Annotated in this window: 12 protein-coding genes and 2 pseudogenes; 4 read left to right on the top strand and 10 right to left on the bottom strand. The window is 55.2% G+C overall.

The genetic code is table 11. The annotated features are described in order from the left end of the window. Positions 1-7 precede the first annotated feature (7 nt). A complete protein-coding gene (locus ACLRGG_RS08300) occupies positions 8-1,513 on the bottom strand; it encodes a methionine--tRNA ligase (protein ID WP_416249270.1) in 1,506 nt (501 codons plus the stop codon). Next, complete coding sequence (locus tag ACLRGG_RS08295; RefSeq protein ID WP_416249269.1) at positions 1,506-1,898, bottom strand: cupin domain-containing protein; 393 nt, start codon at positions 1,896-1,898, stop codon at positions 1,506-1,508. The genes ACLRGG_RS08300 and ACLRGG_RS08295 overlap by 8 nt, the downstream gene beginning before the upstream one ends. Before the next feature lie 416 nt (positions 1,899-2,314). On the opposite strand from ACLRGG_RS08295, the pseudogene ACLRGG_RS08290 reads away from it, so the two are divergent. Together ACLRGG_RS08290 and ACLRGG_RS08285 are read left to right on the top strand one after the other, a co-directional pair. Then, a pseudogene (locus tag ACLRGG_RS08290) lies at positions 2,315-2,488 on the top strand (IS3 family transposase); the annotation flags it as partial. A 664-nt stretch (positions 2,489-3,152) separates the two neighbouring features. Next, positions 3,153-3,593 (top strand): GNAT family N-acetyltransferase, encoded by a 441-nt coding sequence (locus tag ACLRGG_RS08285; protein ID WP_416249268.1) that lies wholly within the window; start codon positions 3,153-3,155, stop codon positions 3,591-3,593. Between the two features lie 270 nt (positions 3,594-3,863). Here ACLRGG_RS08285 and ACLRGG_RS08280 read toward each other — a convergent pair whose 3' ends face one another. Next, entirely contained in the window at positions 3,864-4,583 is a 720-nt protein-coding gene (locus tag ACLRGG_RS08280; protein WP_416249267.1) for an IS6 family transposase, read from the bottom strand. Positions 4,584-4,636: 53 nt separating this feature from the next. Between ACLRGG_RS08280 and ACLRGG_RS08275 the strand changes: the two are divergent. Together ACLRGG_RS08275 and ACLRGG_RS08270 are read left to right on the top strand one after the other, a co-directional pair. Then, a pseudogene (locus tag ACLRGG_RS08275) lies at positions 4,637-5,059 on the top strand (IS30 family transposase); the annotation flags it as partial. After that, entirely contained in the window at positions 5,038-5,421 is a 384-nt protein-coding gene (locus ACLRGG_RS08270; RefSeq protein ID WP_416249266.1) for an SOS response-associated peptidase family protein, read from the top strand. The pseudogene ACLRGG_RS08275 and the gene ACLRGG_RS08270, both read left to right, overlap by 22 nt. Positions 5,422-5,541: 120 nt before the next feature. Here the strand turns inward: ACLRGG_RS08270 and menE are convergent, their stop codons facing one another. The 7 genes from menE to elaB all read right to left on the bottom strand — a co-directional run bounded on the left by menE (position 5,542) and on the right by elaB (position 13,277). Then, positions 5,542-7,053, bottom strand: coding sequence for an o-succinylbenzoate--CoA ligase (gene menE, locus ACLRGG_RS08265; RefSeq protein ID WP_416249265.1), 1,512 nt, complete (start codon positions 7,051-7,053; stop codon positions 5,542-5,544). Positions 7,054-7,093: 40 nt separating this feature from the next. Beyond that, entirely contained in the window at positions 7,094-8,062 is a 969-nt protein-coding gene (menC, locus tag ACLRGG_RS08260; protein ID WP_416249264.1) for an o-succinylbenzoate synthase, read from the bottom strand. Beyond that, on the bottom strand, positions 8,062-8,919 hold the full coding sequence (gene menB, locus ACLRGG_RS08255) for a 1,4-dihydroxy-2-naphthoyl-CoA synthase (RefSeq protein WP_416249263.1): 858 nt from the start codon (positions 8,917-8,919) through the stop codon (positions 8,062-8,064). Before menB ends, menC begins: the two co-directional genes overlap by 1 nt. A 9-nt stretch (positions 8,920-8,928) precedes the next feature. Further along, complete coding sequence (gene menH, locus ACLRGG_RS08250; protein WP_416249262.1) at positions 8,929-9,693, bottom strand: 2-succinyl-6-hydroxy-2,4-cyclohexadiene-1-carboxylate synthase; 765 nt, start codon at positions 9,691-9,693, stop codon at positions 8,929-8,931. Next, complete coding sequence (gene menD / locus ACLRGG_RS08245; protein WP_416249261.1) at positions 9,690-11,459, bottom strand: 2-succinyl-5-enolpyruvyl-6-hydroxy-3-cyclohexene-1-carboxylic-acid synthase; 1,770 nt, start codon at positions 11,457-11,459, stop codon at positions 9,690-9,692. Before menD ends, menH begins: the two co-directional genes overlap by 4 nt. Before the next feature lie 52 nt (positions 11,460-11,511). Then, entirely contained in the window at positions 11,512-12,810 is a 1,299-nt protein-coding gene (locus ACLRGG_RS08240; RefSeq protein WP_416249260.1) for an isochorismate synthase, read from the bottom strand. A gap of 152 nt (positions 12,811-12,962) precedes the next feature. Then, positions 12,963-13,277, bottom strand: a complete 315-nt coding sequence (elaB, locus tag ACLRGG_RS08235; RefSeq protein ID WP_416249259.1) for a stress response protein ElaB — start codon at positions 13,275-13,277, stop codon at positions 12,963-12,965. Between the last annotated feature and the right edge of the window lie 101 nt (positions 13,278-13,378).

Raw genomic sequence — 13,378 nt, 5'->3', positions numbered from 1 at the left:
TCCCTCGTTATATGCTGTAATCAGCCGGTGAGCCATCCACTAACCAGCAAAGAATGGCGTTTTCATACAAACGAAACTGGGCAATCAGCCGATGGCTCAAATCCGGGATCAAAGCTTGCCCTGCGACGGCAATAAACGCTGCCAGATGCGTGACCGGTTCACCCTGCCCCAGCCTGACACGACACAGAGCGAACGCGTCAAGAATGGTTGCTGCCAGCGCTTTCATAGAAAAATTGCTGGCATCTCCCGCGGAAAGCCACTTCTGACGCAGCCCATTAAGGAGCCCTGCGTCGGGTCCGGTTAATTCCCGACTCCAGCTCCAGTTCATTGTTTCCGCTTCTACTTCATGGAAGATACGGGGAACCAGGTCCTCGAATATTGCCTGATGCCATGATTCAAATTCGTCACTACGAAAATCCCCCTCCTCCTCTTCCGGCGCAATGCTGGCCAGATACAGGCGTGCGCTGTCACTGCCTACTTTCTCCACTAGTTCGCGTGCCCAGATAGCATGATTCCGGCTGGTAGACAGGTTCAGACCGTCCAGCTTAAGAAACTGGTTGGGAATAAAGCTCTGGCGGACGTTAATTTCGGGACACTGTTCAAGCAGGACTGGGTAAGCAATGGCGTGACTGAACAGGCAATCAAAGCCTAAAAAATGGACAATTTCACCGTCCCCGGAATACCAGAAGCGTGAGAAAAGATCAGCTTCATTGCGTTGTGCTGCATATTCTCGAAAGGCAGCGATATAACCCGCCATGCCCATAAACCAAGTGTGAACACGGCAGCTACCATCTTCTTCGAGGTCTAATCCTGCCTCTTCAGGACGGGTAATTCCCCAAGGTTTGAGCTGGTTAATGGCAGTATCCAGCCAGCTATCCATTGGGTGACGTTTTTCATACTTTGAATGAACGTTTTGTAGTAACGGGGCAAAGCGTTCAAGGTGTAAAAAAGCGCGCTTTACGGGGTTAAATTTGGGAAGTTTACGACACAACTTACAGTGAAAATCCTTCATTAGATTAGCATCTGGGGCATGGGCACAACCTTCACACTGGCTGGCGTCTGAATCAACACCACAGTAGTTGCATAAACCACGGCCAAAAGCTTCGTAGCCCCACACCTTGCAACTCTCACAGTAGGGCTCTGAAGATTCGTGAAACTGAATCGCGCCTCGTTCCTGAACAAACTTGAACAATTCGCTAACCGCGTCCTTGAAAAATGTATTCTTGTAAGGTGACATCCAGTTATCAATGGAGATCTTCATCGCCGCTAATGACTGTTTTATTTTCTCTGTGTTGCTTTGCGCTAGCACGGTCGGTTCTATACCGGTTTCAATGCCTTTACGTTGCATGTAGGACTGGTAATCGTCTGAGTAAGAAATCAAAACACACTCATGTCCGCGCTGACGCTGAACTCGGGTAAAAACATCAGCAGATAAAAATGGTCCGGCGATGTGGCCAATATGCAAATCGCCATTTGGAGTAGGTGGTGTGACAGTGACAATATATTTAGACATCCAAACACCCCGTACTGTCGTTATGTTGATCAATAAAGTTATTAACGTAATTCATATCCCACCACACCACATAAAAATGAAAGTCTTCGCTTGAGTCATTAATGATGTAATGATTAGTGTGTTTCGGAATGGCTGCTATATCGCCGGTGGCGAATGCATAGCGGTCATCACCGACAATTAATGTTGCTTCTCCTTTTATAGCAATAAATATTTCTTGATCTATTTGGGTATGTGGCTCACTTTCCGTTCCTGGTCGGACTACGCACCACCCGCCAGCAAATGGCATGGGGTAATTATCCCATGGAAGTAATCTTCTCCCATCTAATCCATATTCATGGATCAGCCCATCAAAATTAGATTTACGAAAAACCTCAAATTTATTCATAAGCCCCTCACATTTAAAAAACAGAAATGATATTGGAGCAAAATAGAAAGAATGTTTATCTAAATTTCTGATACATAGAGAGATTGATATCGAACTTTTAGTTGCTAAGACTTTATGTTTAACCAGTTTTTTCTCTGCTGGTTACGTATTAGCTTTCCTTTTGAATGAAAAAGGCAGCGAATATTGCTGTTATTTTCATTGTCGGCAGATGAATGCACCTCCAGATAATATTTATTTAAACAGTGCTGTTTACCCCTAAGTATCAGAATAGTTGTCACCCCCTCTGAAAAAGACACCTGAGGGCGATGGAGTGACAAATGAAACGTATTTCACCGGAGCGCAAAGCTGCAACACTGGCAAAACTGCTGCCCCTTACAACATGACCATCGCGGCTGTTGCACAGATGGAGGGAATAGGTGACCCCGGGGCAGCGGCACCGTGGAGAAGATAATGCCCTGCTGAAGCAGCGTGATGACCTGTACCGGACGGCACAGAAAGCCCATCCTGAGCGGTGGTCAGGGAGAACGAGAAATTGGCAGCCGGAAGGCCCGGTAACACTGAATCCGGAACGGGAAAAACATGCCGATTAAATTAAGCAGGGGTGCCAACTACCTTGACACTTACCGCTTACCTAAAACACCACAATCGTTTCCGCTTTGAATCTGTGGTGAAAGGAAGCGTTTTTCGCGCTAGAGGGTGATTCAAACCTGCTAGGGAGCAGCAGCTGAACGCGGATAATTTGCAGTAAATTTATGTTAAACAGGGTTATTGTGAAGATTTTTCAGGGGGGATTTGAGTGCGTGAAATTTGCTAATGTAGAAATCCAGGTCATTGCCAATGATTTTACGCATGAGTGCCAGGTAGGTACGGGGAGCCTGGAAAGTTGCTATTCAACATTACGAGGGGGTTATCATAGGGAAATGGATCGTATTAATGCCGATTTTGATAGAAGTGTAGTCCTCGTTCGTCAGTGAATCAGCTACTTTTGTCTAAAGAGTCTACCTTGCGAATTTTGAGTGTAATTGACTTGAATCGATTTTGGGCATTAACTGTAACGAAACCGATCACCACATCATAAGCTATCCTTATTGCTGCAACTTGAGCAGAATGGAAGTGAGGGCAATGAACACAGAATAGTGACATAAATCACCTTTAAGAAAAAAATTTATATATTATTGAAAAGGTAAACTTTATGCTGTGTTCTTTAATCAAATGATAATTAACACGAGGCTATAAGTTGTTACAGGAGGCGATATGCAGTTCAGAAAAATTGCCAGCTATGATTATGAAGAATGGAAAATTCTTTGGGATGGATATTTATCTTTTTACAAAACCAGCGTGGACGAGAGCGTTTCAATTGAAACCTTCCGAAGATTGATTTCTGAAAATGAACCAATGTACGGTCTATTGGCTGAGAATGCAGGTGCCATTATTGGTTTAGTGCATTTTGTTTTCCACAGGAGCACCTGTACTAAAGGAAATTACTGCTACTTACAAGACCTTTTTGTCAGTCCGGAAGCACGTAAGCAGGGTGTCGGCCGTACATTAATCGAAAAGGTCTATGATAATGCAAATGAAAACGGATGCTCGCGAGTGTATTGGCTCACTCAGGAAAATAATTATCAGGCACGAACAGTGTACGATAGAGTTGCTGAGAGGACTGATTCCATACAGTATCGCAAGTTTTTTAGCTAAAATCGTTGGGCCTTGGCAACCTATATGTAAATTTTAATTGCATACAGAATGGCCCGCTTAATTGAACGATGTGATGTTAACCTTTATCCACAGAGATTTTCATTCATAAACATAAGATTAATGCCTGATAAGAAAAATGCTTGTTGAAGGCATTGGAGAGAGTATGGGCAGTCATATGCCTGATGAGTTTTCATTCGGCCATGACTAGGGGTTTGAGGGGCAATGTTGCAAAGTTATTGATGAGTTAGCCTTTCGTGTTATTGAAAGGTCTTATCTTTCAAAGACTCTGCTCACCAGACGCATCTCATCCAGGGGATGCCCAAAATAAAATGATTCTGCCTGACCTTTCCGTAGCGCACGCATCACTTCAATCCCTTTGATTGTGGCGTAAGCCGTCTTCATTGATTTGAAGCCCAGCGTGGCGTTGATTATCCGTTTCAGTTTGCCATGATCGCACTCGATTATATTATTCCGGTACTTTATCTGCCGGTGATGCACATGCTGCGGACATTTACCTTCCCGCTTCAGCAGTGCCAGCGCCCGCCCATACGTCGGGGCTTTATCTGTGTTGATCAACCGTGGAATTTGCCGGCGCTTCGTATTGTTCAGAAGTTTACCCATAAAGCGATATGCGGCTTTGGTGTTACGACGTGAAGACAGGTAAAAGTCAATGGTGCAGCCCCTGCTGTCGACGGCGCGGTACAGATAAGCCCAGCGTCCGTTGACCTTCACGTAGGTTTCATCGGGATGCCATGAGCCAAAACCGGAAGGCTCACGCCAGTACCAGCGCAGCCGCTTTTCCATCTCAGGTGCATAACGCTGAACCCAGCGATAAATCGTGGTGTGATCGACATTTACTCCTCGCTCAGCCAGCATCTCCTGCAGCTCACGATAACTGATGCCATATTTGCAGTACCAGCGGACGGCCCACAGGATAATATGACGCTCAAAATGCCGACCTTTGAATGGGTTCGTGTGCTGCTCCTTCAACTAAACAGTGGCATCAGTTTACCATCGCCAGATCTTTGCAACAGTGCCCGAAAAACTCCTATATCGTCACCCTGGTAGAGCGCCATTCCCGCTTTGTTATGCTCGCCAAAATCAGGGACAACAAGACCATAACGGTTATATCAGCGCTCATCAAACAAGCACGGGAATTGCCTGTTGAGCTTTATAAAACATTAACATGGGATCGTGGCACTGAAATGACCAGCCACACCCGATTTACTGTAGCGACAGACATTCAGATTTATTTCGGTGATCCTCAATCTCCCTGGCAACGTGGCTCAAATGAAAATACGAACAGATTGCTCAGACAATATTTTCCAAAAGGAACTGACTTATCGGTTCACAGCCAGCAAAGACTTAACAGTGTTGCCAGACAGCTCAACGAAAGGCCGAGAAAAACGCCAGACTATGAATCACCCGCAGAGCGGTTCAATAAGTGTGTTGCGTCAATTGGTTGAACTCACAATGGAAACGTGACGGCAAAGCGAAACAATCTTATTTCATACATCATCGCGACAATAAGACGCTATTTTTTGCGGCTATAGGACGCGCTCCTTTTGACAAGGAAGCTGGCAGAGAGGGATTCGTGATAGTCACTGCGGCCGGTGATAAAGGTCTGGTAGGCATACATGACCGGATGCCGCTTGTACTCAACGCCACCGCGGCTTTGGAATGGGTCAGTTCAGAAACGTCGGCAGACAGGGCCACTGAACTTATGCACGAGAGCGCTCTCCCCTGTGAAGATTTTGACTGGTACCCAGTATCTGAAAAAATTGGCAATGTCAGAAACCAGGGAAAAGGTGTGATTGAGAAGATATAGGTTGTGTCATTCATAAATTAAACTGTTTCCTCCCGGACGTCTTTCGACAATATCTTTAGCTTATGAGCCATCCGACTCTGCTCTGATACAGCATTAATTTATTTATAAGCTTTGACTAAATTATTCAACTGGTCCAGAACCTCCATTACTCCCGCTTTCGCATAGCGCTACCCACGCCATAAGCCGCTTCCTTGAAATTTTAACCCCGCCGCCGCTCAGATCGGGCAGCCTGTACCATGCTACCGGCCGCTGGAAACCGGCCAGCCTGCTGCCTGCCCAGTCGGCAATCTCTGCCAGCGTGGCGGCCTCTGTTGCTACCAGCGCGACCGGACGATGACCATATTCAGCGTCCTCGCGCGGCACAATAAAAACCTGTGAAATAGCGGGATGCGCCAGCAAAATCTGCTCGATCTGCTCGGGCTGGATACCTTCCCCGGCAGAGAAAAACTGATTATCCATGCGTCCGCACACCCGAAGCTCCCCTGCCCGCCACTCGCCTCTGTCGCGGGTAGAGAACCAGCCCTCCTCGTCCGTCAGCGGGATCAGGCCACCGTTTCGCCAGTAGCCGCAGCCCAGCGCCGCCGACCGAATCTGGATCTGGCCGTCATTAATGCGGATGCGCTGCCCGTTAAGCGGCAGGCCCACGCCCTCTTTCCCATCTGCCCGCTTAGCGGCCAAGGTGGAGGCGGTTTCCGTCAGGCCATATCCGCACCAGCAGGCGATGCCGCGCGCTTCCGCCTCCGAGGTTAACGAGGCTGGTATTGCCGCTCCACCCAGCAGCACGGTATGCAGCGTTTCCGGCAGCGAGGGCAGCTGCAACACCCGCCAGAGCTGCGTAGGCACCAGCGAGGCGAAAGTGGCGTTTTCCAGCGCCCGGGACAGGGGGAGTTCGCCCGGTAGCACCAGCCCGGCCCCCCTCAGCAGCCAGCGCCAGAGAATGCCCTGCCCGGAAACGTGAAACAGCGGCAGGGAGAGCAGCCAGCTCTCTTCGGCGGTAAACCCCAGCCGCTCACACACGCCCGACGCACTGGCCAGATGCGCGCTGAACCTGTGTGCCACCGCCTTCGGGGTGCCGCCGGAGCCTGAGGTAAAGGTCAGAGTGGCGATGTGGGCGGGATCCCACGGATGGGGGATAACGCCCGCCTGCTCCGCCAGGGTCAGCGTACGGGGCGCAGTATCGGCGTCGCAATCGGGGGGCGAAGAATGGGGCACCGTATCGGCTCCGCCGTCGGCGCGTAAAGAACGGAGCCGGGTATTTCCCTCCGGCTCCGAACGCAATAATGGCGTCAGGGGGGAGCCGATTTCTTCCTCAGCCGTCAGGATAAACTCTGCATCAAGGCCGCAGAGCATCGCCGTCAGCTGGGCAGCAGGGAGTCGGGGGTTGACCGGTATCAGCCGCGCGCCGCATTTGAGCAGCGCCAGATACGCCAGCAGGCTCGTTTCACCGTTCGCTCCCCGGAGCACCACGGCACTGCCGCAGCGTACCCCCTGCTGGCTGAACCCAACGGCCAGACGCTCAATCCTTCCGGCCAGCGTATGCCAGTCGTAGCCCTGTTCACCGCAGCAGAGCGCAACTCGCTGCGGATAACGTCGCGCCCAGCATAGCCAGGGCCAGTCAGTTAGCTCTGTCACATGCTCTCCAGCTCACTCTGCGAGACAGCGGGCGGCATATTCAGCTCTGCCATATGCTCTCCAGCTCACCCTGCGAGACAACGGGCAGCGCACTGCCGGGCCAGCAGCGGATAAGCTGCTGCTGCATTAGCGCAAGCGTATCCAGCCCGGGCAGCGCATCCGGCGTCAGCCAGCGGGCGATACGCGCCAGCTGCGTCAGGCCCAGGCTCGACTCCAGCGAGGAGCCGATCACCGCGACCAGCCCCGCCCGCTGTGCAAGCTCTGCGCGCTGGCTAACGGCGTGCAGGCTGCCGGTCAGGGTGGGTTTGATGATGACTGCGCGAAAATGAGGCTCAGCCTTCAGGGTGAAACCCGGCTCGCGCGCGCTTTCATCCCAGCCCAGGGCGATGCCCGTCTCCAGGGCAAAGCGGCGAGACTCTGCCGCCGTACGGCACGGCTCCTCAATAAACGCGATACGAGAACGGTATTCGCTGGCGACGAAGTGGGCAAAGCGGGCGGCTTTATCGGGCGACCAGCTGCGGTTGGCATCCAGCCGCAGCGTCAGCCCCGGCACCGCTTCCAGCAGCAGATTGACCATTACGCCATCGCGCACCGGTTCGTACAGCCCCACCTTCATCTTGGCGACCGTAGCGCGCTGTTTCCGCAGCCTGTCGATAAGCTCATCGGGATCGCCATTGCAGAGAAGGGCGCTGTCGTAATTCCCCTCTCCCGGGAGCTCGCCGGATAATTCCGCCTGGGCGCAGCTCAGACCAAAGGCAACCGACGGCAGCCGACTTTCGCTGTCCGGCTCGCCCCGACACCAGCGAGACAGCCACGCGATGGCGTCCTGCCGCGCCTCGTCCAGCGACTCAGCGCTGAATCCGACCAGCGGTGCGATCTCTCCCCATCCTTCGCGATCGTCTTCCTCAAGCCTGACCAGCAGGCCGGATCGGGTTTTGATGCGTCGGTCCCGCAGAACCGTGCCCGCCTCAAGGGGGATCGCATAATGAAATAACGCAGCGCGGCGCATCAGGGATTCCGCGTAAATTTACTGAAGTCGGGCTGGCGCTTCTGATTGAACGCGTTACGCCCCTCCTGCCCCTCTTCCGTCATATAGAACAGCATGGTGGCATTGCCGGCCAGCTCCTGTAATCCGGCCTGACCGTCGCAGTCGGCGTTAAGCGCCGCCTTCAGACAGCGCAGCGCCATCGGGCTGTTCTGCAACATCTCGCGACACCAGCTTACCGTCTCCTGTTCCAGCGCGGCCAGCGGGACCACCGCATTGACCAGCCCCATCTCCAGCGCCTGCTGCGCACTGTACATCCGGCACAGGAACCAGATCTCCCGCGCCTTTTTTTGCCCGACGATACGCGCCATATAGGCAGCGCCCCACCCGCCGTCAAAGGAGCCGACTTTAGGCCCGGTCTGACCGAACTGAGCATTATCAGCCGCGATGGTCAGGTCACACAGCATATGCAACACGTGCCCGCCGCCCACCGCGTAGCCCGCCACCATCGCCACCACGGGTTTAGGACAGGTGCGGATCTGCCGCTGGAAGTCGAGCACGTTAAGATGATGCACGCCCGATTCATCACGATAGCCGCCGTAGTCGCCGCGAATTTTCTGATCCCCACCCGCGCAAAACGCCTCATTCCCCTCACCGGTGAGGATAATCACCCCCACCCGCTCATCATGACGGGCGTTGTCTAACGCCTTAATCATCTCCTTAACCGTTTGAGGCCGAAAGGCATTGCGCACCTCCGGACGGTTGAGGGTGATTTTTGCAATACCCTCCGGTGATTTGTGAAAGCGGATATCGCCATAGCCTGCGCTACAGTCCAGCCATTCAACCGGTGCCGATAACATTTCTGGATCAGGATAGATCATAATTGTTCCTTAGTCGGGAAGACGCTGCGCCAGACGGCGGGCAAACGCCTGCGGATTAGCCCGATGGGCGTTATGGCCCGCTGCGGGAAGGGTCTCATACGGAATATCAGCCTGTTCGGCCAGCGCGCTGAAACGGCGATCCTGTTCCCCACAGAGATACTGTAGCGGGCAGGTGAGCTGCGCGATGTCGGGGCGTAAATCGGGCTGTACGGCAAGGGATGTGGCCATCAGCATCTCCGCCAGCGCCTGTGGGTGATTGTTGCGGCGCAGGGCGATCAGCGCCTGCCGCTCTGGTTCCCGGAGGTCGGCAAAAACAGGCTGGCGATACCAGCCGTCAAGGGTTCGCTCCAGCGGCTGCTGGCGGAACCTTTTTGCCCAGGCCCGATCGTTTTCTCGTCGCTGCTGCCGCTCTTCATCGGTGGTCAGCCCGACATGCCCGCCCTCGACGGTCAGCCCCAGCAGATCGCTGCCGCCGTGACGGCAGGCGTGGTATAACGCCACCCGCCCCCCGAGCGAATAGCCGATCAGCCAGTAGCGTTTCACCCGATGAAAGCGCAGCGTGGCGGTGAGACGTTCAGAGAGCTGTTCGAAACCGGCTACCCGCTGCGCGCGGGAGCCGCCGTGTGCGGGCAGGTCAATACTGAGCTGGGGGCTGTCAGGAAAGTAGTGCTGCACGCTTAGCCATTCTGCCCCGCTGCCGAGAAAACCATGCAGCCAGACCAGCACCGGCCTGTCGCTAACGTGCTTACCGCGCCACTGCGCGTGAAGGATCATCGTGTGTCCTTACCGGCGTCAGCCAGAAACTGCGCCGCAGCCTGTTCCTCTACCCGCAGCTCTATCAGGGCGGCACCGCTCTGCCATCCCTTGTCTACCGCTGCCAGCAGCGCCGACCAGCTGCCAGGCTGATAACAGGCGAGGCCGAACAGAGCCGCGGCGCCGGAAAAATTAACCTGCTGCGGCAGGGAAAAAAAGCGTTCACGCCCGGCTTTCGGCGTGGGCAGCATCGAGAAAATCTGTCCACCGTTGTTATTCACCACGATCAGCACCAGCGGCGCACTGCCCTGGCGCAACAGCGCGAGACTGTTGATGTCGTAAAGCGCGGAGAGGTCGCCCACGACGGCCAGCAGCGGCTTACCGCTGCCGCGCTGAACGCCGGCGGCGGTCGCGATCAGACCATCAATGCCGCTGGCGCCACGGTTAGCAAACACCGGATAGCCCGCTGGCAGCTGCGCCAGGGCATCCACCAGCCGGATAGTCAGGCTGTTACCGAGGAACAGGCTGCCCTTTTCAGGCAGCAGCGCAGGCAACCGGTACGCCAGCTGCGCCTCGCCGAAATGGTCGAGCGCCCGGTGCAGATTTTCCCGCGTTTGCGTCACCCGCGCGTTTAGCCCGCTGTACCAGGGGCGCCGCGACGTAAGAAGATCGGTATCGTGCCGCAGATCGGGCATCAGGGATGAACCTGCGTCCTGCCGGAGGTGGGGCGTCAGGGCAGAGTTGCCCGTCAGCTCTGACGCTGGTGCGACAGCCGGATGGGCCGCCAGCCAGGGGAGAATGTCAGCGGCAATGCGCACGCCGCGATGGTGGGCGGGGTCGCGCCTGCCCGGCATCGACTCAATCAGCCAGAAGGCATCCGGATGAATACCGGCCAGCCAGCGGCTAAGCTGTTTACTGGTCAGGTGACTGCCGAACTGCACCACCACCTCAGCCGCTGACAGGATTTCATGCGTTTCCGGGTGCCGCAGCCAGACTTCCGCGCTGGCAAGCGGCTGTCCGCACTGTGACTGAACGTCGGCCAGCAGGGGCCAGCCTAACGCGCTGGCCCATGCCGCCAGCGCGATGCCCTCCTCCGGCGTGATTTTCCCGGCGATCGCCACGCCGCGCTTTTGCCGCAGGATGGGCCACTCCGGCTGAACGGGTATCGCTAATCGCGCGGGCGTGCTGAGCCAGGGCTGGTCGCTATGCCACCAGTCGCCCAGCGCGTCGTGCCAGTCGCGAAATGCATCAGGATCGCCGCCATACAGCGGTTCGGCAAATGGGCAGTTGAGGTGTACCGCGCCCCAGCGATGTTCATCAAGCAGCGCGTCCACCGCCGAAACCAGCCAGCGGGCGGGAATATCCGGCGTGGGTCGCGGAAGGTTACATGCGGCGGCGACCTGGCCGGCAAACAGTCCCGGCTGCGCAATAGCCTGGTTGGCTCCGCAGTCGATCAGCTCCGGAGGACGGTCGGCAGTGAGGATAACCAGCCTTTCACCGGTAAGCCGTGCTTCAATAATTGCCGGATAAAGGTTTGCAACGGCTGTCCCCGAGGTCACGATTACCGCCACCGGCTGACGCAGCGCTTTTGCCAGGCCGAGGGCAAGGTGCCCGAGGCCCCGCTCGTCGAAATGAGTGTGACAAATCAGAGTGGCATGCGCCGCAGCCTCGAGCGTCAGGGGGGCGGATCGCGATCCGGGAGCGATGCAAATATGACGTACGCCGTGGCGCGTAAGGGCTTCAAGGATAATGCCCGCCCAGCGGCGGTTGAAGGTGCTGTGTGACATAACCCGCTCCGAAATCAAGCCAGGCTTGCAGTATAAAAGCAGCAGGCCGCGACTATTTTGATTTGAGGCAGGATCCCGCCGTTAAATCGACATTAAGCAGGGAAGCCAGTCCCGCCGCCTTATGGTTAAGCTCCTGCCACTCACTTTGCGCTTCAGACCCGGCGACAATTCCCGCCCCGGCATACAGACGCACGAGATTTCCCTCTACCCCGGCTGAACGCAGTGCGACGGCAAATTCGCTCAGCTCCGCGGAAAGATAGCCTACCGACCCCGCATACCAGCCGCGCGTGAAAGGTTCATTTGCGGCAATAAACGATCTGGCAGGCTGACGGGGCAGCCCGGCAACGGCCGCGGTAGGTTGCAGGCGCGACAGGCACTGGAGATCGTCCGCACGCGCCAGGCTGGCGTGAATTCTGCGCCGAAGATGCTGAACGTGCCGCAGGCGCAGGGTTTCAACCGGCAACACATCCAGCCCGGCGGTGACCGATTGCAGGCGCAGACAAATATCTTCCACCACCATGCCGTTTTCACGCAGATTTTTATCATCCCGCAACAGCTGGCGCGCCAGCCTGTCGGCCTGGGCGCTATCCGCTGAACTGGCGCAGGTTCCCGCCAGCGCCTCGGTTGAGAGCCGTAATGCACGGCGGTGATAGAGGCACTCCGGGCTGGATCCTGTAAAGGCGCGGCCCGGCTCAGGCGCCAGCAAAAAGTGGTAGCAGTGCTGGTTGCTATCCCGGCTGGCGGCCAGCAGCGAGGCAACCGACACCGTGCGGGTAAACCAGAGGTCGGTGGCACGGGCCAGCACCACTTTATCCAGATCCCCACGCTGAATTGAGGCCAGCGCGCGTTCGACTAGCCGGTTCCAGTCATGGTAATCCGGCAGATGCGTCAGTTCGCTCAACTGGTCGGGTAACGCCATTATGTCGCGAGCAGGAAGCAGTCTGTCGATAAAGGCGATCGCCCGCTGCGCATCGGCCAGCAGTGAGACGGCGTCATGCAGAAAAATGCTCAGGGTTAACCCCTGCAATAGCAGGCGGGGAAGAAACAGAAAACTGTGGGTAAGCCCGAATTCATTGGCGCCCACCAGCTTCCAGCCAGGGGGCAATGTCTCAAGCAGTTGACGGGCATCCTCTGCCGACCCGGCATGCATCACCTCACCGCAGGCGGTCAGCGTCTCGCCTTCACTGCGCGGCTGCCAGTAGAACTGCGGCCAGACGACCTGTGCGGCCAGCCAGCGAAGTCCGTCACTGTCGGCAGGCAGCTGAGTATCCAGCCTGGCGTAGCCGGGGCGGCTATCGGTGATATTAAGCAGCTGCTGGCGCAGACGCTGGAGCGCGGCAAAAATTAACACGGCGGTCTTTCCGGGCTGCGAAGAATGCCGCTATTTTACGCGTGAATACTTTGGCTATTTTGATCCAGACCCGTTTCAGACGCGCAATCAGATTTTTTGCGCATAAAAAAACGGGCGCCTTTTCAGACGCCCGTTCAGTCAATCAGTTACTCTTAGCGACGAGCCAGCAGTAAACCTACAACCAGACCCAGTGCGGCGCCGACGCCGACACCCTGCCATGGCTTGTCATGAACGTACTCATCAGCGCGGTCAACAGCCTGCTTAGCACGAGCATAATAGGAATCTGCCGCATCGCTGGCGCGGGATTTCACCTCTTTGAGAGATTTTTCCGCTTTCGCTTTCAGCTCAACATATTTCTGATCGGCCGTGTCGCCTGACGAGTTCAGAACATCTTCCAGCGTTTGAGTTAACAGCGCCAGGTCGTCGTCTACACGGGTATCTTGTGGTTCATTATTTTTAGTAGCCATAACATCTCCTTGTGCGAATTAATTTTCTTCACTAACTATAGACACTTTAAGAACTTCTGCCGCTTAAATGGACCAGGAATTGACTGATAAAATGCCCGATC

The organism is Erwinia sp. PPS120 (assembly GCF_047918655.1).
Classification (GTDB): Bacteria; Pseudomonadota; Gammaproteobacteria; order Enterobacterales; family Enterobacteriaceae; genus Erwinia; species Erwinia tasmaniensis_A.
Note: the sequence above shows the minus strand (reverse complement) of the source record. Positions and strands in the feature narration are given on the sequence as shown.

Bases quoted from the DNA above. Each gene is read 5' to 3' on its own strand.
- ACLRGG_RS08300 (WP_416249270.1), bottom strand. From the start codon at position 1,513: ATGTCTAAATATATTGTCACTGTCACACCACCTACTCCAAATGGCGAT.
- ACLRGG_RS08295 (WP_416249269.1), bottom strand. From the start codon at position 1,898: ATGAATAAATTTGAGGTTTTTCGTAAATCTAATTTTGATGGGCTGATC.
- ACLRGG_RS08285 (WP_416249268.1), top strand. From the start codon at position 3,153: ATGCAGTTCAGAAAAATTGCCAGCTATGATTATGAAGAATGGAAAATT.
- menC (WP_416249264.1), bottom strand. From the start codon at position 8,062: ATGCGCCGCGCTGCGTTATTTCATTATGCGATCCCCCTTGAGGCGGGC.
- menB (WP_416249263.1), bottom strand. From the start codon at position 8,919: ATGATCTATCCTGATCCAGAAATGTTATCGGCACCGGTTGAATGGCTG.
- menH (WP_416249262.1), bottom strand. From the start codon at position 9,693: ATGATCCTTCACGCGCAGTGGCGCGGTAAGCACGTTAGCGACAGGCCG.
- menD (WP_416249261.1), bottom strand. From the start codon at position 11,459: ATGTCACACAGCACCTTCAACCGCCGCTGGGCGGGCATTATCCTTGAA.
- elaB (WP_416249259.1), bottom strand. From the start codon at position 13,277: ATGGCTACTAAAAATAATGAACCACAAGATACCCGTGTAGACGACGAC.